The organism is Cellulomonas sp. Root137 (genome assembly GCF_001426725.1).
In the GTDB taxonomy this organism is placed as follows: Bacteria; Actinomycetota; Actinomycetes; order Actinomycetales; family Cellulomonadaceae; genus Cellulomonas.
Genome location: NZ_LMFG01000001.1, coordinates 615,716 through 640,545 on the forward strand (window position 1 = coordinate 615,716; position 24,830 = coordinate 640,545).

Sequence of the window (24,830 nt, forward strand, 5' to 3'; positions counted from 1 at the left end):
CAGTGGAGGGATGACCACGGACGGCGAGGGCGGGGACCACGTGCGCGAGCCGGCGATGTTCGGTGGCGTCGTGGTCCAGTCCAGCCAGCCCTCGGACGAGGCCGTCGTCGCCGTGCTGCGGGACGGGCTCGAGCGGGTGGTCGCGCAGTGCATCGGGATCGACCTCTCGTGGACCACGACGGCGGTCGTCGCGTCGGACGACCTGTCCTCGGAGGACACGGACATCGGCCGGCCGGGCATCGACTGGGAGTTCGCGCTCGGCCGCGGTGAACCGCTGCGGTCGGTCACGCTCACCGGGATGGCGACCGCGCTGGAGGGCTACGACTGGCACCCGAAGTGGCTCCCGGTGACGGTGCACGCCAGGATGCCGGTCTCCGTCGCGCACGGCCGGGGTGACGGCGGAGGGCTCGTGGTCGGGCTCTCGATGCACCGCTGGGCGATGTACGGGGGCGGCGAGGACCTGGTGCGGGTCGCTGAGCTGCTGACGCCCTGGCTCCTGGACGCCACGGACCGGCTCGGCGCCGACACCGGGTACGCGACGCTGGACCAGGTCACCGCGGAGGACGACCAGAGCCCGTGGGAACGGGTGACCCGGTGCGCTCCGTCGCTGCGGGACGTCACGCGGACCCTGTGGGGGTACGGCTGGGGCACCCTGCTGTCGCCGGTGCACGTGGAGGCCGTCGGTGGGCTCGACGCGCTCCGGGGTGTCCTCCCCACGGTCGAGCTCCGCGATGCCGGATCGGGGCGGACGTGGCTGACGCTCGGCCCGGACCCCGCCGCTGTCCGGCCCGAGGACATCGCGGCGCTCCGTGAGGTCCTGGCCCCCGCGCTGCCGGTCGGCTCCCGGACGCTCGAGGAGTGGGAGCGGTCCGTGGCCCTGGGGGAGCACCCCGAGCGGTACGTCGTCTGAGGGGACCACCAGGGTTCGACCGCCCGGCGGGTCAGGGTCGAACCAGGGCCTGACCAGGGGCTTCACCGATGCCGCGCGCGTCCGGGTGACGGGACCATCGTCACGGAACAGCTGTCCGGACGTGCACTGAGGTGAGGACCATGACGAACCAACCGACCACTCCCATCGCGAGCGCCCGTGGGCTCGTGAAGACGTACGGCAAGGGCGACACGGCGGTGCACGCCCTCGCGGGGGTGGACGTCGACTTCGGCCGCGGCCAGATGACCGCGATCATGGGCCCCTCCGGCTCCGGGAAGTCGACGCTCATGCACTGCATGGCCGGCCTCGACCGCACCGACGCCGGGACGGTCGTCGTGGACGGGCTCGAGGTCAGCGGCATGAACGAGCGCCGGCTGACCAAGCTGCGCCGCGACCGCCTCGGGTTCATCTTCCAGGCGTTCAACCTGGTGCCCACCCTGACGGCGCTGGAGAACATCACGCTCCCGCTGGACATCGCGCGCCGGCCCGTCGACAAGGCGCACCTCGACGCGGTCGTGCAGGCCGTCGGACTGGCGGACCGCCTGAGCCACAAGCCGTCGGAGCTGTCGGGCGGGCAGCAGCAGCGCGTCGCGTGCGCGCGTGCCCTGGTGTCCCGGCCCGCCGTCGTGTTCGCCGACGAGCCGACCGGAAACCTGGACTCCACGTCCTCGGCGGAGGTGCTGGGGTTCCTGCGCCGGTCCGTGGACGAGCTCGGGCAGTCCGTCGTCATGGTGACGCACGACCCGACCGCCGCGTCCTACGCGCACCGCGTGCTGTTCCTGGCGGACGGACGCGTGGTCGGTGAGCTCACCGACCCGACGCCCGAGTCGGTCCTCGCCGCGCTCGCGGCCCTGCGCCCGGCCCGGCAGGGTGCGTCGGCCCTGCTCGCCCAGACCGTGGGTGCGTGATGGGACGCGTCGCGCTGCGCGGCATCCGCGCGCACCTGGTGCGGTTCCTGCTGTCCGTGCTGGCCGTCGCGCTGGGTGTCGCGTTCGTCGCGGGCACGTTCGCGCTGCGGACCATGCTCTCCGGCACGTTCGACGGGATCGTCGACGCCGCCGCACCCGCCGACGTCTATGTCCGCGTGCAGCAGGCCGAGGGGTCGTCCGTCGTCACGGGCACGGCCAACGCCACGGGCGAGAGCGTGCCGCGGGACCTGGTCGAGGAGATCGCCGCCGTCGACGGGGTCGCCCACGCGGTCCCGGGCGTCTCGGGGCCGATCGTGCTGGTCGGCGCCGACGGGACGGCCGTGCAGAGCACGCAGGCTCCGTCCTTCGCCCTGATGTACGTGCCGGACGACCCGTCGCTCGACGTGGTCGAGGGGCGCGGCCCGCAGCGGCCCGGCGAGGTCGCCCTGGAGTCGGCCACGCTGGAGTCGTCGGGCCTCGCGGTCGGCGACACCACCGACGCCGTGCTCGGCGGCGAGGTCACCCAGGTCGAGGTCGTCGGCCGCGTCGACCTCGGGGGCCCGATGGCGGGCGCGACGATCGTGCTCGTCGACCCGCAGACCGGCCAGGACCTGCTCGCACCCGAGGGCGGGGTCAACGACATCGCGGTGTACACGGCGGACGGCACGTCCGTCGCGCAGCTGGTCGACCGGATCTCCCCGCTCGCCTCCGACGGCCTGGAGGTCGTCACGGGGGACGCCCTGCGCGCCGAGAACAAGACCGAGATCGCCAGCCAGCTCGGCTTCGTCACGACGTTCCTGCTGGTCTTCGCCGCGATCGCCCTGTTCGTCGGGGCGTTCATCATCTCCAACACCTTCGCGATGTCGGTGCGGCAGCGGATGCGCGAGCTCGCGCTGCTGCGCGCCGTCGGCGCGTCGCCGGTGCAGGTGTTCTCCTCGGTGCTCGTGCAGGCCGCGGTCGTGGGGCTGCTCGGGTCGGCGCTGGGCATCGCGGGCGGGCTCGGGCTCGTCTCGGCGCTGCGCGTCGGGCTCGGCTCGGCCGGCATGGACCTCGTGGGGACCATCCCGCTCGACGTGACGACGGTCGTCGTGTCGCTCCTGGTCGGCACGCTCGTGAGCGTCCTCGCGGCCGCGCTGCCCGCGCGGCGGGCGGCCCTCGTGCCTCCCGTCGAGGCGATGCGCGACGACGTCGCGACCCCGGAGAAGTCGCTGCGCTGGCGCGCGTTCGGCGGGCTCCTCGTCACGGGTGCCGGCGTGGCCTCGCTGGTGGTCGCCCTGCTGCGGCCGGAGGCGGACTCCGCGGAGGTCTGGCTCGGCGTGGGCGCGGCCTCGGTGCTCGTCGGGGTGCTCATGCTCTCGCCGGTGGTCGCGCGTACCGCCGTCGGGGTCCTGGCCTGGCCGTTCGTGCGGCTGTTGCGGCCCGTCGGGCGGCTCGCCCGCGGCAACGTGGTGCGCAACCCGCGCCGGACCGCCAACACAGCCGGTGCCCTCATGATCGGCATGGCGCTGGTCGGCGCCGTCTCGGTGATCGCCGTGACCGCGCAGCAGTCCGTCGCGGGAGTGGTCGAGGCGCAGACGAACGCCGACGTCGTGGTGCGGTCCGCGACGCAGGTGATCCCGGCCGGTGCGGTGGACGACGTCGTCGCGCTGCCGGAGGCGGGCCGTGCGGACCCGATCGCGTTCGCCCCGCTCGGGGTCGCGGTCGGCGACGCGACGCCCGAGGTGCAGTACGTGATCGGTCTGGACTCCGGGACGCTGGGCGGCTCGGTCGAGGTCGACGTGGTCGACGGCTCGCTCGACGGGCTCGGTGCCGGCGAGGTCGCCGTCCTGGAGTCCGCCGCCGAGGAGCACGGCTGGGGCGTCGGCGACACCCTCAAGGTCAGCGGCACGGGAGGGCCACAGGACCTCACCGTCACGGCGGTCTTCACGACGAACATCCTCGGGTCGCCGCTCGTCGTGGACCGGGGCGTGCTCGACGGCCTGCTGCCGCGCGAGCAGCAGATGGTCGACACGATCCTCGTGTCCGCGGCCGCCGGGGTGAGCACGGCCCAGCTGCAGGACGCGGTCGCCGAGACCGTCGCTCCGTACGTCGTGGTGTCGGTCCTCACCCGTGCCGAGTTCGTGTCGAGCCTGGCCGACCAGGTGAACCAGGTCCTGGTCATCCTCTACGCGCTGCTCGGACTGTCCGTGGTCATCGCGGTGCTCGGCATCGTCAACACCCTCGCCCTGTCGGTGATCGAGCGGACGCGGGAGATCGGGCTGCTCCGGGCCGTCGGCCTCGGGCGCCTACAGCTCGCGGGGACGGTGACCATCGAGTCGGTGCTGACCGCGGTGTTCGGCACGGTGCTGGGCCTGGTGGTGGGCGTGGCGCTCGCCTCGACCCTGCCGACCCTCTTCGCGGACGAGGGCCTCTCGACGCTCGTCATCCCGTGGGGGAGCCTCGCCGGGATGCTCGTTCTCGCGGTGGTGGTCGGGGTGCTCGCCGCGGTGTGGCCGGGCTCGCGTGCCGCCCGCATGAAGGTGCTCGACGCGGTCGCGTACGAGTGAGGTCCCGCCGAGGGCGCCCGGAGGGGGCGCCCTCGGCCGGGGTCAGTGCGCGCCGGCGAGGACGGCTTCCTGCTCCGTCCGCTGCGGCATCAGCTGGTCCTTGGTGCCGCGGACCAGGAACGCGGCGATCGCCGCAGCTGCGAGCATGCCGACGCCCGAGGCGAGGAACGCGGTGGAGTACCCGTCGGTGATCGCGGCGAGCTGTCCCGCCCCGCTGCCGAGCGAGTCCGCGACGGTGTTCGCGTAGAGGACCGTGAACACCGCGATGCCGATCGAGCCGCCGATGTGGAACGTCGAGCTGACGGTCGCGGACGCGACGCCGGCGTCGTGCGGCTGGACCCCGGTGAGCGCGAGGTTCTGCAGCGGCACGAACAGCCCGGAGAACCCGATGCCGAGCAGGACCAGGCCGGGCAGCACGCGCGTGAAGTAGCTGCCGTCCGGGGTGATCGCCATCGCGAGGAAGAACAGCCCCGCAGCGCAGAACAGCGGGCCGGCGATGAGCAGGGGTCGAGGACCGAACAGGTCGAGCACCCTGGTCGACACCGGCGTGCAGCCCATGATCACGACGGTCATGGCGACGTTCGCGACGCCGGCCAACAGCGGGGTCAGGCCCATCACGATCTGGAAGTAGAGCGTCAGGTAGAGCATCGACCCGAGCATCACGGAGCCGATGACGGCCTGGATGAGGAACGCCCCGGCGCGGACCCGGTGGGCGACGACGCGCAGCGGCAGCAGGGGCTGCTCCACGCGGGTCTCGATCCAGACGAAGAGCGCGAGCAGGACCACGCCGCCGGCGAGGAAGCCGAGGGTGTCGGCCGAGCCCCAGCCGTGCTCGGCCCGCGTGAAGCCGTAGACCAGCGAGCCGAGCCCGAGGACGACCGTGACCGTGCCCCAGACGTCGTAGCGGTTGTCGCCCTCGGCCTTGCTCTCGGTGAGCAGCAGCGCGCCGCCGATCATGCCCATCACGACGAAGACGACGTTGACCAGCAGGCACCAGCGCCAGCTGGCGAACTCGGTGAGCACCCCGCCGAGGAGCAGACCGATCGCCGCCCCGGTGCCGGCGACGATCCCGATGATCGCGAACGCCGTGTTGCGCTCCTTGCCGTGCGAGAACGTGACCGTGACCATGGCCAGCGCCGCGGGAGCCAGCAGCGCCGCGAACGCACCCTGGACGCCACGGGCGGCGATGAGCTCGGTGCCGCCCTGCGCGAGGCCGCCCCACGCGGAGGCCAGCCCGAAGCCGACCATGCCGACCATGAACGTGCGCTTGCGGCCCCAGTAGTCGGCGATCCGCCCACCGAGCAGGAGGAGCGAGCCGAACGTCAGCGCGTACGCGGTGACGAGCCACTGCCGCTGGTCGTCGGACATCCCGAGCGCGGCCTGCGCGTCGGGCAGGGCGATGGCCACGATGGTCGTGTCCAGCACGACGACGAGCTGCGTGAGGGCGAGGACGGCGAGGGCCCACCAGCGGGCGGCGGGCTTGTCCAGGAATGCGGACATGAAGAAACCTCCAGGGCTTCATCGGACGAAGTCGCTGGAGGTTTCTAGCCCCGGACCGCGGTGCTCCTCAGCATCCGCGACCGCCCCGACCAGGTCGCCGGGCAGAGCACCAGGATACGTGCCGGTGCTGCGCGAGGGTGTGGGAGGGCCGTGCCACGCTCGTCACATGACGACCGAGTCGCGGCATCTGAGCGTGCACATCGACAGCCCGGTGGGGGAGGTCTACGCCTTCGTCTCCGACCCGGCGAACCTCCCCCGGTGGGCTCCCGGGCTGGGGACCTCCGTGGTCCACGAGGACGGTCGCTGGTTCGTCGAGACGTCGCAGGGGCGGGTGCAGGTCACGTTCGCCCCGCAGAACGAGCTCGGCGTCCTCGACCACGTGGTGGTGACTCCGACGGGCGAGACCGTCTACGTGCCGCTGCGGGCGATCGCCGACGGTGACGGGTGCGAGGTGGTGTTCACGCTGCGCCGGGCGCCGGGGATGACCGACGCCGAGCTCGAGCGCGATGCGGCCCTCGTGACCGGTGACCTGGCGCTCCTCAAGAGCATTCTCGAGCGCTAGCCGAGCACGTCGATCGTCGAGCGGTCGCCCTCGAACGGGCGCAGGGTGTCCGGGGCGGGGAACGCGAGGACGTGGCGGGTCACCTCGACGTCCACCGAGCCGAAGTCGTCCGTCTGCACGACCAGGCGGTCCGGGGTCACCTCGACGATCCGGACGCGTGCGCGGGTGCCGTCCGGCAGGTCGAGCTGCCACAGGTCGGAGAGCCAGTGCAGGCCGCGCTCCTCCAGGGCCTCCTCGGCCTCCAGCCACTCGACCGGCCCGGTGACCTCGCGCCCCAGGATGTCCAGCGCGACGAAGCTCTCACCGTCCGGGCGGATCCAGCCGAGACGCTCCCGGTCGCCGGGGCGCACGTGCTCGATCCAGTCCTCGCTCAGCATCGGGCGATGGTACTGCGCGACCGAGCGCGTCGAGATGCTGCCGCGTTCCGTCAGGATCCCGACAGCCGCTCCGCCTCGCCGCCCTCGTCGGGGGCACCGGCCCTACGCTCCAGAACCCCCGACGTGGAACGAGGTCCGCGCATGAGCGATCCGACCGTGGTGTTCGTCGCCGGCATCGGCAACTCCGACCCGGACCACTGGCAGCGCCTCTGGCACGCCCGGCTGCCCGGCAGCGTCTGGGTGGAGCACCGCTCCTGGGACGACCCGGTGCGCGACGAGTGGGTGCGCGATCTCGAGGAGACCGTCCACGGGATCGACGGCCCCGCGTTCCTCGTCGCGCACAGCCTGGGCTGCACGCTCGTCCTGCAGTGGGCGGCGGAGCACGTCGCCGACGGCGTGGTCGGCGCGCTCCTCGTCGCCCCGCCGGACGTGCACGGACCGGTCTTCCCCGCGCGCGCGGTGGGCTTCGACCGATGGGTGCCCGCGCGGCTGCCGTTCAGCACCGTCGTGGTCGTCTCGGACGACGACCCCTACGGCTCCCCGGCGCACGCGGAGGAGCTGGTCGAGCTCGTCGGCGGCGAGCTGGTGACCGTGGGATCCGGAGGGCACCTCAACGCGAGCTCGGGCCTGGGTGACTGGTCCGAGGGCTGGTCCGTCTTCCGGGAGCTCAGGTCGGCAGGACGGCTGCGATCGCGCTCACCTCGATGAGCGCGCCGGGCACCCCCAGGCCGGCGACGCGTGCGGCGGTGACGAGCGGGGGCTTGTCGGAGCCGGCGAGCCGCGGCGCGATCGCCCCGTACGCGGCGCCGAGGTCGGCGTCCTGTGCGATCAGCACGGTCCACTGCACGACGTCGGCGAGCGACGCCCCGGCGGCCTCGAGCGCGGTGCTGACGTTGTCGATGGTGCGGACGGACTGCTCGGCGACGTCGTCCGAGACCACCGCCCCGGTGTCGTCGACGCCGTTCTGGCCGCCGACGTAGATGGTCGTCGCGCCCCCGGGCACGACGGCGACATGGCTGAATGCCGGGCTCACCACGAGACCGGCCGGTTGCAGGCGGGTGATCTCCATGGGATCCACCGTGGCACGGACCTCTGACACACGGAGCAGGATCCGAGAAGCACCGGGCGAGCACTCGTTCGTAGCGTCGTGGCTATGGCAACCATCGACTCCGTCCTCATCGGTGCGGCCGACCCGTCGGCCGCCGAGCAGTTCTACGCCGCGGCCTTCGGTCCGCACCTCCCCGTGCACGTCACGGCATCGCAGGAGCCGACGACCGGCTTCCGCGGGTTCACCCTGTCCCTCACGGTCGCCCAGCCGGCCGATGTCCGCGCCCTCGTCGACGCCGCACTCGACGCAGGCGCTGTGAGCCTCACGCCCGTGACGAAGTCGTTCTGGGGCGTGGGCGGCTCGGTCCAGGCACCGGACGGCACGATCTGGAAGGTCGCGACGTCGGCGAAGAAGGACACTGGCCCTGCCACGGGGGAGGTCGACCAGGTGGTGCTCCTGCTGGGAGTCGACGACGTGGCCGTGACCAAGCGGTTCTACGTCGAGAGTGGGCTGACCGTGGCGAAGAGCTTCGGCCGCAAATACGTCGAGTTCGAGAAGGGCGGCGGCCGGATCACGCTCGGGCTCTACGGTCGACGCGCCCTGGCCAAGGACGCCGGGGTCGACCCGGCGGGCTCCGGCTCGCACCGGCTCACGGTCGTCGGCGATCTCGGGTCGTTCGCGGACCCGGACGGGTTCGCGTGGCAGGCGGCGTCGGTCTGGGCGGATCAGGGTCAGAGCACGTCGTAGAACAGGTGCGCCGCGTTGCGGGTGATCACGGTCGCGGACTCGTCGAGCCGCAGGGTCTGCCGCGTCCCGACGAACAGCGGGGTTCCTGCGCCGAGCAGGAGCGGTGCGACGTGCAGGTGCAGCCGGTCGACGACGCCGTCGCGCAGTGCCGAGCCGCCGAGCTCACCGCCGCCCATGATGAACACGTCCTTGTCACCGGCGACGGCGACTGCCTGGTCGAGCGCGTCGCGCAGGCCGGTGGTGACGATGGTCATCCGGTCGGTGAGCCGGACGCGCGCAGGTGCGTGGTGCGTGACGACGAAGCAGGGCGGCGGCTCGTCGCCCTGGTCCGCGCCGTAGTGGCGCTCGTCGTTCCACCCGTCGGGGGCGTCGACCACGTCGAACGTGTGGCGTCCCATGACCACCGCGCCGGTCGCGGCGGTCAGCGTGGCGAGCACCTCGACGTCTTCGGGTGTCCGGTCGCCGATCGCCCACTCGTGCAGGGGCAGCCCGTCGTCGCCGAGACCGTTGTCCGGGCCCGCGTTCGGGCCGGTGACGAAGCCGTCGAGCGAGATCGTGATGTCGAGGATCACCGCCATGGCAGACCACGATGCCACCGGTCCGGTATCTGCACACGGCCGCAGCGGTCCTTCGCGGGTGACCCCAGGAGGCCCCGCATGTCCCGACTCGTCCTCGACCGCCCGGCCGACGCGCGGCGGGCGGCGGCCCTGCTCGCCGACGGCCACCCCGTGGCCCACGGGTTCGGCACCATCTACGCCCTGACCGGCCGCGGCGAGGGCGTCCGCCGGCTCAACGCGCTGAAGGGCCGGCCGCTGGACCAGACGGGCAGCCTCACCGCGCCGACCGGGCACGTCCTGGACGCGTTCGACCTCCGAGCACTACCGGTCGGGGTGTCCCACGGCCTGGTGCAGGACGTGGTCGACGCGTTCGGCGCGCTGGGTCCCTTCGGCTTCCGAGGCCCCGCCGCGCGACACGTCCCTGAGGGCCTGACCGCGCAGGACCGGGGCACGACGACGACGCAGGTGATCGTTCCGGGCGACGCGTGCCCGTCGCAGGTCTTCCTCGCGGCCGCGGCCCGTGCGGTCGGCCACGAGCCGCTGGTGATCTCGTCGGCGAACCGGTCGCGGCACGTCACCGGCGGCCATGACGCCCCCGTGCACTGGCGGGCCGACGCGCTGCGGGCGGAGCTCGGCGACGAGGGGCTGGTGTACCTGGAGCACGCCGACGAGGACGCCGCCCGCGCCCGCTTCCTCCGGCACACCCCGGTGTCGACGACGATCCTCGGGCTGCACCGCACCGAACGCGCGCACGGACGGGTGCACCTGGTGCTCGAGAGGCACGGCTCCCTGCACGCAGACGACGTCGCCGACCTGCTGCGCGGCCTCGGCCTCGGGCTGACGATCGGCGATCGGGCTGCGAGGCGCCTGGAACCCCGCGTCTACGCCGCGCTGGAGACCGTCGCCTGACGCGTCAGCGGTAGACGCGCAGGTAGTCGAACTGCGCGGCCGCCCCGACGCCCCCGTGCGACAGCAGCCCCACCCGCAGGTCGGAGCCCGCCGGGAACGTCCACACGCCGCCCGCCACCCACGTGCGACCGTCGGTGCTGGTGAACGCCTGGACCTCGTGCTCGCCCGCGGCATCGGTCCGGTGGGCCAGCCGCAGCCAGGTGGTCTCGGCCGGGGGCCCGACGATCGTGCCCCCGAACGCGAGCCGGCCGGCGTACGGCTGCTCGGTGCCGAACTCGGTCTGCCGGGTGTTCCAGATGGCCACGTGCGACAGGCGCGCCCAGCGGTCGTCGTCGACGTACGCGATCAGCCCGCCCTGCTGGAAGTTGCGCACGGTGTCGGTGCCCAGGTCGACGGTCAGCCGCGTCTCGGCGACCCAGTCGGTCTCGGGCACGTCGCGCAGCAGCAGGCCGGCGTCGTTGCCGGTGCCGACCAGGTCGCCCGCCTCGGTGGGCCAGCGCAGCACGCCGTCGGCGACCGTGACCTGCGGGTCGCGCACGCGGATCCAGCCCGGACCGAGGGCCGAGCCGTCGAGCTCGTCGCTGAGCGTGGGGTCGAGGGTCCCCGGTCGAGGCACCCGCACGCGCTCGGTGACGAGGCGGGAGGCCGGCAGCGCGCTGAGGTTGTCGACGCGGACGCCCGGCCCCGTCGCCACCGCGCCCGCACGTCCCCCGGCACCGGCACGGCGGGGCGCGTCGAGGGTGACCACCGCGAGCGGGTCGCCGAGCCGGGCGTGCGTGAGCTCCGCGGTCGCGACACGGTCACGGACGGTGAGGGCGAGCGAGTGCCACGCGGTGAGGTCGAGGTCGGCCGGCAGCGGCGCCACCGCCCCTCCGGAACCCCAGTCGAGCACGAGCTCACGGGCGACCGGATCCACCGTCGCCGTCGCCCCGCGCGTGCCGGTGGTGAGCCCTGCGGCCGAGGAGCCGTCGGGGTCGGTCCGGAGGTCGGCCTCGACCCGGACGTCGCGCCCGGGGACCGGACGCGTCAGCGTGGCGGCGCCGCGCGACACGAGGTGCCGGCCGGCGTCGACCTCGTCGTCCGTCGCCCACCGTCCCGACGTGGTCCAGCCGCGCGGGACGCCGGGGTCGAAGCCGGTCGCGCCGCCCGTGACCGGACCCTGCTCGCGTCCCTCCGATGCCCGCGCCACGGGCCAGCCGTCGATCCAGTCCAGCCGGTCGAGGAGCATCGGGCGCTCGTTGATCCCGTCGGTGCCGTCGAGGTACGGGTCCGCCCGGTCGATCGCGTGGTAGACGATCCAGTCCTGGCCGCCGAGGTCGGTCACCACGGCGTTGTGACCGGTCCCCACCCACCGGTTGCCGTTCGGCGCGAGCACCGGGGTACCACCCGCCCGCGACTGGTTCAGCGGCACACCCTCGCGGTCCACGAACGGGCCGGTCAGGTCCCGCGAGCGCCCGACGTGCACGCTGTACCCGGTGGTCGGACCGGCGCAGCAGTTGGCCGAGGACGCGAACAGGTACCACCAGCCGTCGCGCTGGACCACGTAGGCGCCCTCGTACTTGTTGTCGACGGCCACCTGCACCGGTGCACCGACCGCGGCCGCCCCGTCGGCGGACAGCTCCGTGACCCAGATGCCGCCGTAGTAGGAGCCGTAGAACAGGTGCTCGGTGCCGTCCGGGCCGACCACGTGCGACGGGTCGAACGTCCAGAGGAAGTCCCCGTCACCCCCGGGGCCGTGCCTGGGGCCGACCACGGGCGCGGCGCTCGCCGTCCACGGTCCCGTCGGCGTCGGCGCCGTGGCCACCCCGATCGCGTTGTCGTTCGGCTCGGCGGTCAGGGTCGTCTCGGTGACCACGACGTACATCCGGTACTCGCCGTCGACGTACCGCACGTCCGGCGCCCACAACGCCGCCCCGCGCTCGCGGTCGGCCCACGCCGGACGCGTGTCCTCGGTGAAGGCGTCGCCCACGTACTCCCAGGTCACCAGGTCGGCCGACCGGGACATCGGGATCAGGTGACGCGTCGCCTCGCCCTCCCGCAGCGGGTCGGTGGTGCCGTACGCGTACCACCAGCCGTCCTTGCCACGGAGCACGGCGGGGTCGGCGAAGGTGTCGGCGAACCCCGCGCTGACCGGGTTCGTGTACTCCGCCCGTCCACGGTCCGGGGCGGCGACCGCCCCGCCGGGCACCGCGAGCACCAGGCCGAGGGCGAGCACGGCCGTGAGCGAACCGGGGAGCCTGCGCATGGGAGCCTGCCGTTCGTCGGCGGGTGGCGGAACTCCCGTTGTACGCCGCTCGGCCGGACCGGGCCAGCCGAGCGGCGTCGTCGGGACCTCAGGCCGCGCTGTACTCCACCGCCACGTCGACCACCCAGGTGACACCGAAGGGGTCCGTGAGCATCCCGTAGAGGGGGGCCCACGGCGAGGGCGCCAGCGGCACGACGACGGTGGAGCCCTCGGCCAGCCGCTCCCAGAGCGTGGCGACCTCCTCGGCGGTGTCGCCGCGCAGGGAGACGAAGAACGGGTCGTCGCCCGGGCTCCACGGCCGCGCCGCCGGCACGTCGTACGCCATCACGCGGAAGCCGTTCTCGGCGGCGACCTGGCCCCAGACCACCTGGTCGGCCTCCGCCGGGTCCTGGACGGCCCCCATGTCCTGGTAGCTGATCACGGTCAGGGCTCCGCCGAACACGGAGTGGTAGAAGCCGAGCGCCGCGCGAGCGTCGCCGCGGAAGTTCAGGTGGGTGGTGGTCTGCACGGTCACGGGCGTGTCCTTACCTGGGTCCGACGAGGCGGGAGGTCCGTCCTCTGCACACCACTCTGGGCGGCGTAGCGGTCAGGTCCTGTCCTGCTCGACGTGGCGCCTTGACCTGGCCCTCTCTCCAGGAGAACGGTGGGGCCGACGTCGTCGGTGCGCGAGCGAGGAGTGTCATGGCGAACAAGTCGTCCGGTGCGGGAGGCGGAGCCGTCTACGGGATCGGGTTCGTCGGCGCCGCGGTGTTCTACTTCCAGCAGGCGGACACGTTCTGGTCGTTCGTGCTGGCGATCCCGAAGTCGCTCATCTGGCCCGGGATCGTGGTGTTCGAGCTGCTCAAGGGCTTCTACGGCTGACCGCCCGGTCAGCCCCGCAGGGGCCGCCCTCGCGCGTCGCGACTGAACCGACCGCGCCGCACCGACAGGTACAGCAGTCCCTCGGCGAAGCCCCAGACGCCCATGACGATCGCGGCCAGGCCGAGCGTGAAGAACCCGCCGACGACGGTGATCGCGAGCATCGTGAGCCCTCGTCGCCAGTAGCCGAGGTAGAGGCGGTGCAGGCCGAGACCGCCGAGGAAGACCCCGAGCAGACCGGCGGCGACGCGTGACCGGGTGAGCTGCGGCCATCGCCACGGCACCCGTACCGCCTCGCGGTGTCCCGGCACAGCTGAGGCCGTCAACCACCGCCACCGCCATCGTCGCGGCCCGCGCACCGTCTCGCGGGCGACGGGCACCGCGTCCTGCACGTCGGGCACCCGACCGGGCGGGTAGCGCACGGTGGCCGAGAGCGGCAGGAACGGTGGGGGCGGCGGGTGCAGCGGGCGGCGAGTGACCACAGGGCGCTCGCGGACGTCGTCGTCGAGGTCCAGGACGTCGAGCCGGTCGATGGTGTCGGTCACGGGTGCTCCCGCGGGTCGGCCGTCGCGAGCTGCGGCGGATCTTCCGAGGGTAAGCCGTGTGCCGCGAAGCCGGTAGCGTGCCGGGCCCGCCTGCCTGTCGGAGCCCGGTCCTAGCCTGACCGGTATGAGCGACCTCTCCGACCTGCGCGGCTCGCAGTTCCAGGACGCCGACCTGCAGGGATCGCGGTTCACGACGGTGGACCTCACCGGCTCCACGTTCCGCTTCGTCGGGTTCCACGGGGTCGTGATGCGCGGTGTCGAGCTCACGGACACCACCATCGACGGCGAGGTCCAGAACCTCGTCATCAACGGCATCGACGTCGCCCCGCTGGTGGAGGCCGAGCTGGACCGGCGGCACCCCGAGAAGCCGCTGTTCCGCCCGACCACCGCGGACGGGTTCCGGCAGGCGTGGGACGTCAACGAGCGGCTCTGGGCCACCACGGTCGACCGCGCACGCCGGCTGCCCGCGGAGCTGCTGCACGAGTCGGTGGCGGAGGAGTGGTCGTTCATCCAGACCCTGCGGCACCTGGCCTTCGCGTCGGAGTCGTGGGTGGCGCGCGGGATCCTCGGCGACCCGAGCCCGTGGCACCCGCTCTCGCTCCCGTGGGACCAGATGCGGCCGCGGCCGGGCGTGCCGCGGGACCGGGACGCGCGACCGTCGCTCGACGAGGCGCTCGCGCTGCGCCTCGACGCGATGGCGGTGGTGCGCGGGGTCGTCGACGACCTGACCGACCAGCAGCTGGACCGCATGACCGAGCCGCTCGTGGGTCCGGGGTGGCCCGACGAGAGTGCCACCTTCCCGGTCCGCGACTGCCTCCTCGTCGTGCTCAACGAGGAGTGGTGGCACCGCAGGTACGCCGAGCGCGACCTGGCCGTGCTGGAGGCTCGCGGCGGATACTGACGACGTGAGCGGAGCAGGTCCTCGTCCTCGGCGCACGTACTCGCCGGGTCGGTGGCGCTCGGTCGGGAACCGGGTGATGCTCCCGCTGGTGCGGGCCGGGCTCGTCCCGTACACCTGGATGCTGATCACCCGCGGCCGCACCACCGGGCTGGCTCGGAAGGTGCCGGTCACCCCGGTGGACCAGGACGGGCGGCGGTGGCTCGTCGCGCCGTACGGCGCCGTGGCCTGGGTGCACAACGCCCGCGCGGCCGGACACGTGCAGCTGGCTCGGCGTCGCGACGTGCGCACCTACGCCGTGCGGGAGGTGACCGACCCGCAGGAGGCCGCACCGGTCCTGCACCGCTATGTCCAGGTCGCCTCGGCGACGCGCGCCTACTTCTCCGCCGACCGGACCGACCCCGTGGACGCGTTCGTCGCGGACGTCGCGGACCATCCGGTGTTCGAGCTCACTCCGGCCTGAGCCGCAGAGGCGCCCAGAACGACCACGGCTCCCCCTCCGGACCGAGCGCCCCGTACTCGCGCACCCCGTAGGGCTGGTCGGCCGGCGGGAAGCTGATCGTGCCGCCGCGCGCGACGACGGCCGCGTGGTGCGCGTCGACGTCCTGCACGGTGACGACGAGCATCCCGGTCGCGGCGCCGAGCGCGGCCGGTGACGCGAGCCCCCACTCCGGCGCCACCCGGTGGAGCATGACGACGCCGTCGGCGGTGCGGACCTCGGCGTGCACGACGACCCCGTCGTCCGCGCGGTGCAGCGGTCCGGGTTCCAGCCCGAAGACCTCGACGAGGTGCCGGTGCGCGGCCTCCAGGTCGGCGTAGACGAGGACCGCGACCCGGCGCAGCGGCTCGATGGCGGTGACGGCGGTGTCCTCCAGCACGGCGAGCAGGCGCCGGCACACGTCCTCGTCCGCGCGCTCGATCGGCTCGTCCGCGCGGGCGTCGGTCAGCCGGTGCAGCAGCCGTTCCATCCGGAGCACCTGGTCCTCGAGGGACGCCAGGTGGCTGCGCAGGGCTCCGTCGAGGCTCCACGTCGGATCGTCCAGGGCGGTCGCGATGTCGTCGAGCGAGGCGCCGAACCGTCGCAGCACGCTGATCCGGTAGAGCCGCTCCACCTGCTCGCGGCGGTAGACGCGGTGGCCGGCGGCGGTGCGCTCCGGGGTCAGCAGCCCGATGTCGTCGTAGTGGTGCAGCGTCCGCACGGTCAGGCCGGAGACCTCCGCGAGCTCGCCCACCCGCCAGGACGCACCGTCCATGGTCAGCGCGCGGACGAGTGGATCGCCCAGCGGTGACCGAACGGGTCAACCAGCCAGCCGCGCTTCTCGTCGCCCTGGTCGGAGGGCTCCCGGTCGGCGGTCGCGCCGGCGGCGACGGCGGCCGCGTAGACGGCGTCGACGTCGTCCACCCCGAGCACCATCGCGGACGTGCTGTGCCCGAGCGTGGCCGGGGCGTAGGCGCCGTAGTCGTGGAACTCGTCGGACAGGTAGAACGCGACCTCGCCGACGCGGAGCTCCACGAACCCGATCCGGCCGTCCCCCTCGTCGCGCTCGCCGGTCTCCTGCGCACCGAACGCGGCGCCGTAAAACGCGATCGCGGCTGCCGCGTCGTGCACGGTCAGGTACGGGACCAGGGTCGTCATGGTGCCTCCTCGACTCGCGCGGCGCCTCGTCGTCGCCGCTGCGCCCGACGCTAGGCCCTCACGTCACGTGAGGTGCAAGCGGGTCGCGACGGTGATCAGGTGCGAGCTGAGCCCGAGCAGGCTGGGCTCCGCCTCGATCACCCGCGCGGAGTCGAGCACCACCTCGCGGTCGGCCGCGTGGTCGAGCGCCGGCGCGATCGCCCGGATCCAGTGTGCGAGCCCTTCGACGCCCACCGTCTCCGTGACCTCCAGACCTGACTCGGTCGCCTCGGCGCCCAGCTCCTCCGGGCGGTGGAAGTACGCGGTCGTGAACCAGCGGGGGTCGCCGGTCGGGTTCTCGTGGACCCCGGTCGCCAGGTCCTGCGCGACGATCGCCCGGAACGCGGGGTCGAACAGGTAGGACTGCGCGAGCCCGTCGAACAGCGACGCGAACCGGGAGATCGCCATCGCGATCACCACCCCGCCCGGCACGACGACGCGCCGCGCCTCCCGCCACGCCGCCAGCCGATCGGCGCGCTCGGTCAGGTGGTAGAGCGGGCCGAGCAGCAGCACGGCGTCGGCCGACGCGTCGGGCAGGTCGAGCGCGCGGGCGTCGCCGACGGACGCGGTGAACCGGTCGTGCCACCCGAGGTTCTCGCCCGCCCGCGCCACGTGACCGGGCAGCAGGTCGACCAGACGCACGGTGTGCCCGTCGGCCAGCAGCCACTCCGCGTGCACGCCGGTGGCCCCGCCGACGTCCAGCACGCGCGAGGAGGGGCGCAGGTGGCGACGGACGATCTCCTGCACGCGCGCGAGCTCCAGCCGGCCGAGGCCCTGACGCAGGCGCTGGTCCTCGTCGTACGCGGTCTCGTAGTGCTCGTGGATCGGGGGCTGCTCCATCGCGACAACCTACGGGCGCCCCGCCGGCCGCAGCACCGGGATTTCCCCTCAGCCGACGAGGGCGCCGACCGCGAGCACGGCCGCCGCGACCGGCGCGAGCGCGGCCAGGACGAACGTGGTCCGGGTCCGCCATCGGGGCGCCCACCCGCGTCGTGCCTGCGCGATCGCGACGACCAGCGCGAGCACGGACGGGACGAGCGCGTACACGACCAGGACCGCCGCCACGAGGTCGCCCCAGGACTGCGGGTCGCGGGCTGCCTGGATCGCCGCGCTCGCCGCGACCACGACGCCGACCGCAGCGATGCCGGCCAGCACCAGGGCGGTCCAGCCGAGCACCTCGGCCCAGGGAAAGCGTCGCGTCATGCCCGGACGGTACTGCCCCACCGTCGGAACACGACGACCGCCGTGAGCACCAGCAGCGGCAGGACCACGAGCCCCTCCGGACGCGCTGAGTGGAGCAGCGGGCTGTCGATGACGACGACGTCGGCCGCCAGCAGCGGGAACGCGACCGCGTTGGCCATCCCGTGCCCGAGCACCGCGGGCCAGACGCTCCCGGTGCGGTCGCGGGCGACGCCCCAGATCACGGCCATCGCGAGGACTGCCACGGTGAACAGCGGGAGCTGCGCCGCCAGGGGCAGGTCGGTGTAGCCGTCGCCGAACGCGACGATGTACGGCACGTGCCAGACGGCCCACAGGACGCCGACGGCGAGGTGCCGCCGCAGCGCGGGCACGCCGAGTGCGGCGAGCCGCGGTTCCAGGTACCCGCGCCAGCCGAGCTCCTCGAACGCGGCGAACGTCAGGCGGGCGAGGAAGCCCGTCGCGAAGAGCGCGGCGAACCGCGGCCCGGCGCCGGGTGCCACGTGCACGTCGCCCGTGAGCGCGCCGAGCGCGATCGGGACGGCGAAGAGCACGGGGAACAGCAGGAGCGCGACGGCGTACCAGCCGCGCTCGCGGCCGAGGCGGAGGCCGGCGTCGGCCCAGCCCTCCCGGCCGATCGTGCGCAGCCCGACGGCAAGGAGCATCGGGCTCAGCACGAACAGGAGGGCGCCCGCGCTCGTGCCGGGGTCGTCCGACGCGGCCATGACCAGCCCGCCGAGCGCGGACAGAGCGAGCACGCCGACGGCGTAGATCGCGACCCCGCGGCGGCTCGCGAGGCGGGCAGGTGCTATGTCGATGGCGGTCATGGCAGCTCCTTCGGGCGTGGGGCATCGCCCGGCCGCCGGGCGGCGGTCGGTGGGGGTGCGGGTGGCTCAGTCGGTCAGCTCAGCGAGCAGGTCCTGGGTCCAGTCGAGCTCCGCGCGTGCGTGCGCGAGCCCGTTCGCCAGCGTGGCGAGGCGCAGTCGCATCTCCAGGTCGAGCGTGATGCCGGCCGCGGCGACCGCCCGCTCGCTGGCGTCCCGCGTCTGCTCGAGGACGGCCGCCAGCTCGCGCGCCTCGTCGGCCCGCTCCTGCAGGACGGTTCGGACGCGGTCGACGCCGAGCCGGCCGACGAAGAACAGCCGCACCAGGAACACCTCGCGCGACGGCACGTACTCGACCGGGGACGCGAGCCAGTCGTCGAGCTCCGCCAGCCCCGCCTCGGTGATCGCGTGCTCGCGACGGTCGGGCTTGCCCTCCTGCGGGATCGTCGTCACCGAGACCAGCCCGTCCGCGGCCAGGTGGCCGAGGGTGCGGTAGATCTGCGCCTGGTCGGCCGGCCAGAAGTGCGCGACCGACTCCTCCATGTGCTTGCGCAGGTCGTAGCCGGACATCGGGGCGATCGACAGGAACCCGAGGACGGCGTGCTTCAAGGACATGCAGCGACCATAGAGGACATGTCACCTATAGGACAAGTCCTCTATCGATTGTCCAGCGTACTGTCGCGTCGTGCGGAGCGAGTACTCAGGCGAGGGTCTCAGCGAGGACCAGCTGGCGGCGACGCCGCTGGAGCAGGTGCGCAGGTGGGTAGCCGAGGCGGAGACGAGGCAGGCCGACCGGGGCGACGTCGTCGAGCCCGTCGCCCTCTCCGTCGCGACGGTCGACGCCGACGGCCTCCCCAACGTCCGCACCGTCCTCATGCGGTTCCTCGACGGGCGTGGTCCCGGGTTCGTCACCGACCTCGGCTCGACGAAGAGCCGCGAGATCGGTGCCACCGGCGGGATGGCTGCCTCGCTCACCTGGCCGGCCATGTACCGGGCGGTCCGGTTCCGCGGGCGGGCGTTGCCCGTCGGGCGCGACGAGATCGCCGCCTACTTCACCTCCCGGCCGTGGGGTTCACGGATCAGTGCGTGGGCGTCGGAGCAGTCGCAGCCGATCGCCGACCGGGCGGCGCTGGTCGCGGCCTACGAGCGGTACGCGGCCCTCTACCCGGACACCGGCTCACCGGACGACGTACCGGTGCCGGACGGCTGGGGCGGTTGGCGGATCGACTGCGACGAGGTCGAGCTCTGGGCGGGTCGCCGCGACCGGCTGCACGACCGGCTCGTGTTCACGCGCGCGGCCGACGGGGGCCTGGACGTGGCGGACGCCTGGACCGTGCACCGGCGACAGCCCTGATCAGAGCGGCCGCACCATCTCGAGCTCGGGGCCGATCGAGCCGGTGAACGTGACGCCGGACGGCACGAAGCCGGCGCGTCGATAGGCGCCCTGTGCCCGCGCGTTGTCGCGGTGGACCCCCAGGCTCAGCTCGTCGAAGCCCTGGTCACGCGCCCACTGCGCGGCCGAGTCCAGCAGCCGGTCGATGAGTCCGTCGCCGCGGTGCTCCGGCCGCACGTAGACGCCGACGACGACCGCGCGGCTGCGCTCGACGGGCACGCCGTGGTAGTCGACCGAGCCCGCGCGCTGGACGATCACCGTCACGGAGCCGGCCCAGGTCTCGCCGTCGACGGCGACGAGCTGGGCGACGTCGTCCCCCGCGGCCGCACGAGCTGCGCGGTCCTGGAAGAACTCGTCGGGCTCCGCCGTCGCACGCTCGTAGGTCTCGAGGAACGCGATGCCGGCGGCCGCGTCACGGAGCGCGTCCAGGCGCAGCGCACGGGCGAGCGCCCACTCGTCGGCCCGGATGCGTCGGACGACGACCAGGGGCACCTCGGCGGAGGACGAGAACCCCGGCCGGTAGTCGCCGTACCGCGCCCAGGTCAGCCGGACCCGTACGAGCACCACGCCGTCGTCCGACAGCGAGGCCTCGAACTGCGGGAACGCGTCGAGGTACGCCCGAGCGCACAGGTCTCGTGCTGCGCCCGCGGGGAGGTCGGCGACGCCCTCGCACTGCAGCGTGGTGCCGTCGCGACCCCCGACGACCACCGCGACCCCCGGGTTCCGACGGAGGTTCGCGATCTTGCGCGACGTCGCCCGCGCGTCGAACACCAGCTCCGCGCGGTCGGTCGCGGTGATCGGGAGGTAAGCCGCCTGCGGCGATCCGTCCGGGCCGAGCGACGACACGACGCCGTCGCCCTGGGCGCGCACGTACGCGATGAGCTCTGCACGATCCATCGCGGCATCGTAGGGGGCTCAATGTCATGGACGAGGGCGGACCACCGCTGCCATCGTCGGCGGGATGGACCCTGACCTGCTCTGGGACGCCGAGACCGCCCGCCGCTACGACACCCCCGGCACCGGCATGTTCGCGCCCGAGGTGCTCGGGCCGACCGTGGACCGGCTCGTCGCGCTCGCGGACGGCGGCCGCGCCCTCGAGCTCGCCGTCGGTACCGGCAGGGTCGCCGTTCCTCTGGCGGAGCGCGGCGTGCCCGTGGTCGGCATCGAGCTGTCGCCGCACATGGTCGGGCAGCTGCGGACCAAGGTCGACGAGGACACGATCCCGGTGGTCCTCGGCGACATGGCGACCGCGACGGCGCCGGGCGAGTTCAGCCTCGTCTACCTCGTGTTCAACACGATCGCCAACCTGCTCACGCAGAAGGCGCAGGTGGCGTGCTTCCGCAACGCCGCCCGGCACCTCGCTCCCGGCGGCTCCTTCGTGATCGAGCTCTGGGTCCCCGAGCTGCGCAAGCTCCCGCCCGGTGTGGAGGCCACCGTGTGGCTCAGCGAGCCGGGGTACATCGGCCTCGACACCTACGACGTCCTGCACCAGCGGGTGGTCTCGCACCACTTCCGGTTCGACGAGGGCCGCCAGGCCACCCTCGGCCGGACGCCGCACCGGTACATCTGGCCGTCGGAGCTGGACCTCATGGCGCAGCTGGCCGGGTTGGAGCTGGAGAGCCGGCACGCCGACTGGTCCGGGTCGGAGTTCACCGCCGAGTCGCGGTCGCACGTCTCGGTGTACCGGCGTGCGTGACCTCACCTACCCGGACCCGCTGGACGACGGCACGGTCCGGCTGCGCCCCTGGGCCGAGCGCGACGTGTCGTGCGTCGAGCGGGCGTCGACCGCCCAGGACATCCTCGGCGGCACGACGGTCCCGCCCGAGTACACGCCGGAAGAAGGGCTGGCCTTCGTCAACCGCCAGCACGAGCGGCTGACGAGCGGGCAGGGCGTGTCGCTCGCGATCACGAGCACCCGCACGGATGGGGCGGCCGGTCTGGTGATCGTCCAGGTGCGCCCTCAGCCCGGCGTCGCGGGGATCGGGTACTGGGTGGTGCCGGGCGAGCGGAGACTCGGCTTCGCGTGGCGAGCGGTCTCACTGGCCACTGACTGGGCACTCGGCCCGGCCGGGTTCGCGCGGGTCGAGGCCTGGGTGGACCCCGAGAACATCGGGTCCCGACGAACCCTGGAGCGCTGCGGGTTCGAGCTCGAGGGCCGCCTGCGCAGCTTCCGGGAGGTGGGCACGCGTCGGTCGGACGCCCTCGTCTACTCGCGGATCGATGCAGGGTGCTGACCGTCGTCGTGGGTCCCGTCCCCGGGGAGCGCCGGGGTGCCGTGGCAGCCCTGATTGCCGACGCCGTCGGGACCGCCGACGCGGCGGGGCGCCTGCTCGATCGCTCGGTGGCGGTCACCGCGCTCTGGTCCGACGACGTGGTGGCCGCAGCGTGCGTGTCCGTGGACGCGGAGTGCGGCAAACTGCGAGCGATGGCGGTCGCCGAGCCCTTCCGCGGCCGGGGTTTCGGACGGGCGCTGGTGGACGAGGTGACCGAGCAGCTCGGGCTGGAGGCCCTCGAAGCCGAGACCGACGCGGACTCGGTCGGCTTCTACCGGTCCTGCGGGGTCAGCGTCGAGTCTCTGGGCGAGAAGTACCCCGGCGTCGAGCGCTTCCTGGCCACGCGGCACACGACCACCACCGCGACCGAACCTGCGCGGGCTGGCAAGACACCTCCGTGAACGTGGCCGGGTGGTAGGCGCCCGCCAGGTCCCGGGCCCACAGGCACAGTTGGCGACCCCACTCGAAGGTCGACCTCGCCACGTAGTACTCGGCTCCGACCCGGGCGATCGAGGGGTCGGGATGCGACCCCGGGAGGACTGGGTTGCGGATCGCCGCGGCATGCGGCTCAGTGTGATCCCCGCGGGGACCAGCCGTCCGCCCCGGCGAGGTAGGCGCGGACCGTGAACGCGGCAGCCGCGGAGCGGTCGAGCTGCGGACGGTCGTCCGTCACCAGCGCGCCGGGTCCGCGGTTGTGGTGCTCGGCGAACCGGGCGTCGCGCCAGGACCAGCCGCCGGAGAAGTCGGCCCACGCCACCGCGCCGACGTGGTCCCCGATCCAGGAGTCGCGGATCAGCACCTGCCCGATCGCGTTCGGGTCGTTGCTCGGGTGCCACGGCCGACCGAGGAACACCGTGCCGGCAGGGGCGTCGCTCGTGAACCGCACCCGCGTGAACAGGAACCCGTAGGGGTTGTCGATCATGGTGCTCGGTGCGGTCACGTAGCCGTTGTTCGTGGTCGAGCCGCGGGTCAGCGAGTGGACCTGTCCGCCGTCGAACACCGCGGTGGCGCGGCCGAAGATGAAGTCGACGTCTCCCTCCACGTAGCAGTCGCGGAAGTACGCGCGCGCGACGACGGTGGCCGCCGAGCTGTTCACGTACAGGGTGTCCTGGTTGCCGAGGAACCGGACGCGGTCGAACACCAGCCGGTCCGCGCGCGTGAGGACCGCGACGGCCTGCCGGTTGGTGATCTCCGGGTGCGCGGCCTCGTCGAACAGGTTGGCGAACGTGAGGTTCCGGGCCGTGAAGTCGGCGCCGTCCAGCGTCACGCTCGCGCTGCCCGACGTGCCGTAGGGACCGGAGCCGTCGGGCTTGGGTGTGCCGTTGGCGTTGTCGTACGCGATGACGACGTCCTGCGCGTGCCGGCCGGTGCCGACGAGCGTGAGGAACGGCTTGGTGGCGGGCACCCTGACCAGCTCGCGGTACAGGCCAGGCCGCACGGCGATGACCCACGGCTCGGTGGCACCCGCGGGTGCGGCGTCGATGGCCGCCTGGACGCTGGCGAAGTCCCCGTGGCCGTCGAGCGCGACCGTGGCGTCGGGACCCCGGCCCTCGTGGGCGGCGGCGGCGCCGGCGAACCCGCTGAGCGCGACGCCGAGCACAGTGAACATGACGAGAAACAGGCCTGTACGTCGTCGTACGTGCATCTCAACCCCTGTGAGAAAGCGCTTGCCCGGCGGCGGGACGACGCTAGGGGAGCCGATCGAGGGACGTCAAGAGGGCGGGCGGCCCGTGGAGCCGCGCACCACCAGCTCGGTGGCCAGCTCCATGTGCAGCGCCTCGACCTTGTCCCGGTTCATCAGCCGGCTCAGCAGGGCGACCGCCGTGCGGCCCATCTCCTCGAGCGGCTGCCGCGCGGTGGTGAGCTCCGGCGTGGTGGCGCGGCTGATGTCGATGTCGTCGAAACCCGTGATCGACAGGTCCTGCGGGACGGCGAGCCCACGCGCCTGGGCGGCCCGGAGCGCGCCCACCGCGATCTTGTCGTTGAAGCAGACGAGCGCGGTCGGCCTGTCCGGCAGGTCCAGCAGGTGACCGGCGGCCTCGAACCCCTCCTCGAGGGTCGGCGGCACCAGCCGGATCAGCGTCGGGTCGGACAGGATCCCCGCCTGGCCCATCGCCGCGTGATGGCCGGCGAGCCGGTCGCTGCCCGCCAGCCACTCCTGCGGCCCGGCGATCACGCCGATGCGACGGTGCCCCAGCTCGAGCAGGTGGGCGGTGACGCGGCGGGCTCCGGTGACGTGCGCGGCGGACACCGACGCGATGTCCGGGCCCGGCCGGGTGCGCGGGTCGACGACGACGAACGGGAACCCCCGTCGGCGCAGGGCGAGGAGCTCCGCGGGGTCCTCCGGCGGCAGGACGAGGATCGCCCCGGCGGCCGTGCTCGACAGGGTGGCCAGCGGGTGGCCGGCCTGGGACGACTCGCCGGCATCGAGGTGGACCACCCGGTCCTGCAGGCGCAGGGTCTCGGTGACCGCCGAGACGATCAGGCCGAAGTAGTCGCTCAACAGGTAGGGGCAGCGGACGAAGACCGGTCCGGTGCGGGGGACCGCGCTCCGGCGCGGCACCAGCACGGCGGGGGCCCGCGCGGCGATGGCGGCCTCGACGCGGGCGCGGGTGTCCGGGGCGACGTTGGTGTGCCCGTTCAGGACGCGCGAGACCGTCGCGATCGACACCCCGCAGTCCGCGGCGATCTGCCGCACGCTGCTCTGGGCCATCGCGTTACATCCCGTTTCATTGACAAGGTAGGCCTGTAGGGACACGGTATGTCCGATACGAGCGAAGTGTTACAGAGTGTTTCATGGCAGCGCCGCCGTGGACAAGCCGCTCGGCGAGGAGCACACG

At 73.4% G+C, this 24,830-nt stretch carries 31 protein-coding genes; 14 read left to right on the top strand and 17 right to left on the bottom strand.

The features are described 5' to 3' along the window. The first annotated feature begins 10 nt into the window (after positions 1-10). The 3 genes from ASD18_RS02850 (at position 11) to ASD18_RS02860 (ending at position 4,382) form a co-directional block, all read left to right on the top strand. Positions 11-910, top strand: coding sequence for a hypothetical protein (locus tag ASD18_RS02850; protein WP_056086360.1), 900 nt, complete (start codon positions 11-13; stop codon positions 908-910). A 140-nt stretch (positions 911-1,050) separates the two neighbouring features. Continuing rightward, positions 1,051-1,836: an ABC transporter ATP-binding protein gene (locus ASD18_RS02855; protein WP_056086368.1), complete on the top strand. Its 786-nt coding sequence runs from the start codon at positions 1,051-1,053 to the stop codon at positions 1,834-1,836. Further along, entirely contained in the window at positions 1,836-4,382 is a 2,547-nt protein-coding gene (locus tag ASD18_RS02860; RefSeq protein ID WP_056086370.1) for an ABC transporter permease, read from the top strand. The genes ASD18_RS02855 and ASD18_RS02860 overlap by 1 nt, the downstream gene beginning before the upstream one ends. Positions 4,383-4,424: 42 nt before the next feature. Here ASD18_RS02860 and ASD18_RS02865 read toward each other — a convergent pair whose 3' ends face one another. Then, positions 4,425-5,882 carry an MFS transporter gene (locus ASD18_RS02865; RefSeq protein WP_056086373.1) on the bottom strand — a complete coding sequence of 486 codons (1,458 nt, stop codon included), beginning with the start codon at positions 5,880-5,882 and terminating at the stop codon, positions 4,425-4,427. A 166-nt stretch (positions 5,883-6,048) separates the two neighbouring features. Between ASD18_RS02865 and ASD18_RS02870 the strand changes: the two genes are divergently transcribed. Continuing rightward, a complete protein-coding gene (locus ASD18_RS02870; protein ID WP_056086376.1) occupies positions 6,049-6,444 on the top strand; it encodes an SRPBCC family protein in 396 nt (131 codons plus the stop codon). Here the strand turns inward: ASD18_RS02870 and ASD18_RS02875 are convergent. Further along, the gene (locus ASD18_RS02875; RefSeq protein WP_056086379.1) at positions 6,441-6,821 is read right to left on the bottom strand and encodes a hypothetical protein; all 381 of its coding nucleotides are present in this window, start codon (positions 6,819-6,821) and stop codon (positions 6,441-6,443) included. The genes ASD18_RS02870 and ASD18_RS02875 overlap by 4 nt on opposite strands. 141 nt (positions 6,822-6,962) lie before the next feature. Here ASD18_RS02875 and ASD18_RS02880 point away from each other — a divergent pair, with 141 nt between their 5' ends. Beyond that, positions 6,963-7,529 carry an alpha/beta hydrolase gene (locus ASD18_RS02880; protein ID WP_056086381.1) on the top strand — a complete coding sequence of 189 codons (567 nt, stop codon included), beginning with the start codon at positions 6,963-6,965 and terminating at the stop codon, positions 7,527-7,529. On the opposite strand, the gene ASD18_RS02885 is transcribed toward ASD18_RS02880, so the two are convergent. Continuing rightward, a complete protein-coding gene (locus ASD18_RS02885; RefSeq protein ID WP_056086385.1) occupies positions 7,489-7,890 on the bottom strand; it encodes a RidA family protein in 402 nt (133 codons plus the stop codon). The two genes, ASD18_RS02880 and ASD18_RS02885, sit on opposite strands and share 41 nt — an antisense overlap. An 84-nt stretch (positions 7,891-7,974) precedes the next feature. Here ASD18_RS02885 and ASD18_RS02890 point away from each other — a divergent pair, with 84 nt between their 5' ends. Next, positions 7,975-8,616, top strand: a complete 642-nt coding sequence (locus ASD18_RS02890) for a hypothetical protein (protein WP_056086389.1) — start codon at positions 7,975-7,977, stop codon at positions 8,614-8,616. Here the strand turns inward: ASD18_RS02890 and ASD18_RS02895 are convergent. Further along, the gene (locus ASD18_RS02895; protein WP_056086392.1) at positions 8,601-9,194 is read right to left on the bottom strand and encodes a dihydrofolate reductase family protein; all 594 of its coding nucleotides are present in this window, start codon (positions 9,192-9,194) and stop codon (positions 8,601-8,603) included. The genes ASD18_RS02890 and ASD18_RS02895 overlap by 16 nt on opposite strands. A gap of 78 nt (positions 9,195-9,272) precedes the next feature. Between ASD18_RS02895 and ASD18_RS02900 the strand changes: the two genes are divergently transcribed. After that, the gene (locus ASD18_RS02900; RefSeq protein WP_056086395.1) at positions 9,273-10,082 is read left to right on the top strand and encodes a hypothetical protein; all 810 of its coding nucleotides are present in this window, start codon (positions 9,273-9,275) and stop codon (positions 10,080-10,082) included. 4 nt (positions 10,083-10,086) lie between these two features. On the opposite strand, the gene ASD18_RS02905 is transcribed toward ASD18_RS02900, so the two are convergent. Both ASD18_RS02905 and ASD18_RS02910 read right to left on the bottom strand, forming a co-directional pair. Then, positions 10,087-12,327: a family 43 glycosylhydrolase gene (locus ASD18_RS02905; RefSeq protein ID WP_056086399.1), complete on the bottom strand. Its 2,241-nt coding sequence runs from the start codon at positions 12,325-12,327 to the stop codon at positions 10,087-10,089. Positions 12,328-12,415: 88 nt separating this feature from the next. Further along, positions 12,416-12,841 (bottom strand): VOC family protein, encoded by a 426-nt coding sequence (locus ASD18_RS02910; RefSeq protein WP_056086402.1) that lies wholly within the window; start codon positions 12,839-12,841, stop codon positions 12,416-12,418. A 167-nt stretch (positions 12,842-13,008) separates the two neighbouring features. Here ASD18_RS02910 and ASD18_RS02915 point away from each other — a divergent pair, with 167 nt between their 5' ends. After that, positions 13,009-13,188, top strand: a complete 180-nt coding sequence (locus ASD18_RS02915; RefSeq protein WP_056086404.1) for a hypothetical protein — start codon at positions 13,009-13,011, stop codon at positions 13,186-13,188. A gap of 8 nt (positions 13,189-13,196) precedes the next feature. Here the strand turns inward: ASD18_RS02915 and ASD18_RS21260 are convergent, their stop codons facing one another. Beyond that, entirely contained in the window at positions 13,197-13,730 is a 534-nt protein-coding gene (locus tag ASD18_RS21260; protein WP_200938441.1) for an NINE protein, read from the bottom strand. A gap of 124 nt (positions 13,731-13,854) precedes the next feature. On the opposite strand from ASD18_RS21260, the gene ASD18_RS02925 reads away from it, so the two are divergent. Together ASD18_RS02925 and ASD18_RS02930 are read left to right on the top strand one after the other, a co-directional pair. Next, positions 13,855-14,631 carry a DinB family protein gene (locus ASD18_RS02925; RefSeq protein ID WP_056086407.1) on the top strand — a complete coding sequence of 259 codons (777 nt, stop codon included), beginning with the start codon at positions 13,855-13,857 and terminating at the stop codon, positions 14,629-14,631. 4 nt (positions 14,632-14,635) lie between these two features. Beyond that, positions 14,636-15,091 (top strand): nitroreductase family deazaflavin-dependent oxidoreductase, encoded by a 456-nt coding sequence (locus ASD18_RS02930; protein WP_056086410.1) that lies wholly within the window; start codon positions 14,636-14,638, stop codon positions 15,089-15,091. Here ASD18_RS02930 and ASD18_RS02935 read toward each other — a convergent pair. From ASD18_RS02935 to ASD18_RS02960, 6 genes are all read right to left on the bottom strand, one after another. Beyond that, entirely contained in the window at positions 15,078-15,881 is an 804-nt protein-coding gene (locus ASD18_RS02935) for a MerR family transcriptional regulator (protein ID WP_056086413.1), read from the bottom strand. The genes ASD18_RS02930 and ASD18_RS02935 overlap by 14 nt on opposite strands. A gap of 2 nt (positions 15,882-15,883) precedes the next feature. After that, entirely contained in the window at positions 15,884-16,264 is a 381-nt protein-coding gene (locus ASD18_RS02940) for a VOC family protein (protein WP_056086415.1), read from the bottom strand. Positions 16,265-16,327: 63 nt separating this feature from the next. Beyond that, positions 16,328-17,143, bottom strand: coding sequence for a bifunctional 2-polyprenyl-6-hydroxyphenol methylase/3-demethylubiquinol 3-O-methyltransferase UbiG (locus ASD18_RS02945; RefSeq protein WP_056086418.1), 816 nt, complete (start codon positions 17,141-17,143; stop codon positions 16,328-16,330). Positions 17,144-17,191: 48 nt separating this feature from the next. After that, on the bottom strand, positions 17,192-17,506 hold the full coding sequence (locus ASD18_RS02950) for a hypothetical protein (protein WP_156387862.1): 315 nt from the start codon (positions 17,504-17,506) through the stop codon (positions 17,192-17,194). Beyond that, on the bottom strand, positions 17,503-18,327 hold the full coding sequence (locus tag ASD18_RS02955) for a CPBP family intramembrane glutamic endopeptidase (RefSeq protein ID WP_056086423.1): 825 nt from the start codon (positions 18,325-18,327) through the stop codon (positions 17,503-17,505). Before ASD18_RS02955 ends, ASD18_RS02950 begins: the two co-directional genes overlap by 4 nt. 66 nt (positions 18,328-18,393) lie before the next feature. Continuing rightward, entirely contained in the window at positions 18,394-18,939 is a 546-nt protein-coding gene (locus ASD18_RS02960; RefSeq protein ID WP_056086425.1) for a PadR family transcriptional regulator, read from the bottom strand. Positions 18,940-19,009: 70 nt separating this feature from the next. On the opposite strand from ASD18_RS02960, the gene ASD18_RS02965 reads away from it, so the two are divergent. Next, positions 19,010-19,678 (top strand): pyridoxal 5'-phosphate synthase, encoded by a 669-nt coding sequence (locus tag ASD18_RS02965; protein ID WP_235522239.1) that lies wholly within the window; start codon positions 19,010-19,012, stop codon positions 19,676-19,678. Here the strand turns inward: ASD18_RS02965 and ASD18_RS20655 are convergent, their stop codons facing one another. Beyond that, positions 19,679-20,614 carry a GNAT family N-acetyltransferase gene (locus tag ASD18_RS20655; RefSeq protein ID WP_082573476.1) on the bottom strand — a complete coding sequence of 312 codons (936 nt, stop codon included), beginning with the start codon at positions 20,612-20,614 and terminating at the stop codon, positions 19,679-19,681. A gap of 64 nt (positions 20,615-20,678) precedes the next feature. On the opposite strand from ASD18_RS20655, the gene ASD18_RS02975 reads away from it, so the two are divergent. Genes ASD18_RS02975 through ASD18_RS02985 form a run of 3 tightly spaced genes read left to right on the top strand, consistent with a single transcriptional unit; the run spans position 20,679 to position 22,391 of the window. Continuing rightward, positions 20,679-21,413, top strand: coding sequence for a bifunctional 2-polyprenyl-6-hydroxyphenol methylase/3-demethylubiquinol 3-O-methyltransferase UbiG (locus ASD18_RS02975; protein ID WP_056086431.1), 735 nt, complete (start codon positions 20,679-20,681; stop codon positions 21,411-21,413). Beyond that, entirely contained in the window at positions 21,406-21,951 is a 546-nt protein-coding gene (locus tag ASD18_RS02980) for a GNAT family N-acetyltransferase (RefSeq protein WP_056086434.1), read from the top strand. Before ASD18_RS02975 ends, ASD18_RS02980 begins: the two co-directional genes overlap by 8 nt. Further along, positions 21,945-22,391, top strand: coding sequence for a GNAT family N-acetyltransferase (locus ASD18_RS02985; protein ID WP_056086437.1), 447 nt, complete (start codon positions 21,945-21,947; stop codon positions 22,389-22,391). Before ASD18_RS02980 ends, ASD18_RS02985 begins: the two co-directional genes overlap by 7 nt. Here ASD18_RS02985 and ASD18_RS21730 read toward each other — a convergent pair. The 3 genes from ASD18_RS21730 to ASD18_RS02995 form a co-directional block, all read right to left on the bottom strand. Then, entirely contained in the window at positions 22,279-22,626 is a 348-nt protein-coding gene (locus ASD18_RS21730) for a family 43 glycosylhydrolase (RefSeq protein WP_369817275.1), read from the bottom strand. The genes ASD18_RS02985 and ASD18_RS21730 overlap by 113 nt on opposite strands. Further along, complete coding sequence (locus ASD18_RS02990; RefSeq protein ID WP_082573478.1) at positions 22,559-23,599, bottom strand: pectinesterase family protein; 1,041 nt, start codon at positions 23,597-23,599, stop codon at positions 22,559-22,561. Before ASD18_RS02990 ends, ASD18_RS21730 begins: the two co-directional genes overlap by 68 nt. Positions 23,600-23,701: 102 nt before the next feature. After that, positions 23,702-24,703: a LacI family DNA-binding transcriptional regulator gene (locus tag ASD18_RS02995; protein WP_056086440.1), complete on the bottom strand. Its 1,002-nt coding sequence runs from the start codon at positions 24,701-24,703 to the stop codon at positions 23,702-23,704. Between the last annotated feature and the right edge of the window lie 127 nt (positions 24,704-24,830).

What these genes read in the sequence shown, in the direction of transcription:
- ASD18_RS02940 (WP_056086415.1), bottom strand. Translation starts at nt 16,264, where the DNA reads ATGACGACCCTGGTCCCGTACCTGACCGTGCACGACGCGGCAGCCGCG.
- ASD18_RS02950 (WP_156387862.1), bottom strand. Translation starts at nt 17,506, where the DNA reads ATGACGCGACGCTTTCCCTGGGCCGAGGTGCTCGGCTGGACCGCCCTG.
- ASD18_RS02890 (WP_056086389.1), top strand. Translation starts at nt 7,975, where the DNA reads ATGGCAACCATCGACTCCGTCCTCATCGGTGCGGCCGACCCGTCGGCC.
- ASD18_RS02885 (WP_056086385.1), bottom strand. Translation starts at nt 7,890, where the DNA reads ATGGAGATCACCCGCCTGCAACCGGCCGGTCTCGTGGTGAGCCCGGCA.
- ASD18_RS02935 (WP_056086413.1), bottom strand. Translation starts at nt 15,881, where the DNA reads ATGGACGGTGCGTCCTGGCGGGTGGGCGAGCTCGCGGAGGTCTCCGGC.
- ASD18_RS02995 (WP_056086440.1), bottom strand. Translation starts at nt 24,703, where the DNA reads ATGGCCCAGAGCAGCGTGCGGCAGATCGCCGCGGACTGCGGGGTGTCG.
- ASD18_RS02895 (WP_056086392.1), bottom strand. Translation starts at nt 9,194, where the DNA reads ATGGCGGTGATCCTCGACATCACGATCTCGCTCGACGGCTTCGTCACC.
- ASD18_RS20655 (WP_082573476.1), bottom strand. Translation starts at nt 20,614, where the DNA reads ATGGATCGTGCAGAGCTCATCGCGTACGTGCGCGCCCAGGGCGACGGC.
- ASD18_RS02975 (WP_056086431.1), top strand. Translation starts at nt 20,679, where the DNA reads ATGGACCCTGACCTGCTCTGGGACGCCGAGACCGCCCGCCGCTACGAC.
- ASD18_RS02875 (WP_056086379.1), bottom strand. Translation starts at nt 6,821, where the DNA reads ATGCTGAGCGAGGACTGGATCGAGCACGTGCGCCCCGGCGACCGGGAG.
- ASD18_RS02870 (WP_056086376.1), top strand. Translation starts at nt 6,049, where the DNA reads ATGACGACCGAGTCGCGGCATCTGAGCGTGCACATCGACAGCCCGGTG.
- ASD18_RS02990 (WP_082573478.1), bottom strand. Translation starts at nt 23,599, where the DNA reads ATGTTCACTGTGCTCGGCGTCGCGCTCAGCGGGTTCGCCGGCGCCGCC.
- ASD18_RS02960 (WP_056086425.1), bottom strand. Translation starts at nt 18,939, where the DNA reads ATGTCCTTGAAGCACGCCGTCCTCGGGTTCCTGTCGATCGCCCCGATG.
- ASD18_RS02955 (WP_056086423.1), bottom strand. Translation starts at nt 18,327, where the DNA reads ATGACCGCCATCGACATAGCACCTGCCCGCCTCGCGAGCCGCCGCGGG.
- ASD18_RS02850 (WP_056086360.1), top strand. Translation starts at nt 11, where the DNA reads ATGACCACGGACGGCGAGGGCGGGGACCACGTGCGCGAGCCGGCGATG.
- ASD18_RS02860 (WP_056086370.1), top strand. Translation starts at nt 1,836, where the DNA reads ATGGGACGCGTCGCGCTGCGCGGCATCCGCGCGCACCTGGTGCGGTTC.
- ASD18_RS02855 (WP_056086368.1), top strand. Translation starts at nt 1,051, where the DNA reads ATGACGAACCAACCGACCACTCCCATCGCGAGCGCCCGTGGGCTCGTG.
- ASD18_RS02865 (WP_056086373.1), bottom strand. Translation starts at nt 5,882, where the DNA reads ATGTCCGCATTCCTGGACAAGCCCGCCGCCCGCTGGTGGGCCCTCGCC.
- ASD18_RS02915 (WP_056086404.1), top strand. Translation starts at nt 13,009, where the DNA reads ATGGCGAACAAGTCGTCCGGTGCGGGAGGCGGAGCCGTCTACGGGATC.
- ASD18_RS02905 (WP_056086399.1), bottom strand. Translation starts at nt 12,327, where the DNA reads ATGCGCAGGCTCCCCGGTTCGCTCACGGCCGTGCTCGCCCTCGGCCTG.
- ASD18_RS02900 (WP_056086395.1), top strand. Translation starts at nt 9,273, where the DNA reads ATGTCCCGACTCGTCCTCGACCGCCCGGCCGACGCGCGGCGGGCGGCG.
- ASD18_RS02925 (WP_056086407.1), top strand. Translation starts at nt 13,855, where the DNA reads ATGAGCGACCTCTCCGACCTGCGCGGCTCGCAGTTCCAGGACGCCGAC.
- ASD18_RS02945 (WP_056086418.1), bottom strand. Translation starts at nt 17,143, where the DNA reads ATGGAGCAGCCCCCGATCCACGAGCACTACGAGACCGCGTACGACGAG.
- ASD18_RS02880 (WP_056086381.1), top strand. Translation starts at nt 6,963, where the DNA reads ATGAGCGATCCGACCGTGGTGTTCGTCGCCGGCATCGGCAACTCCGAC.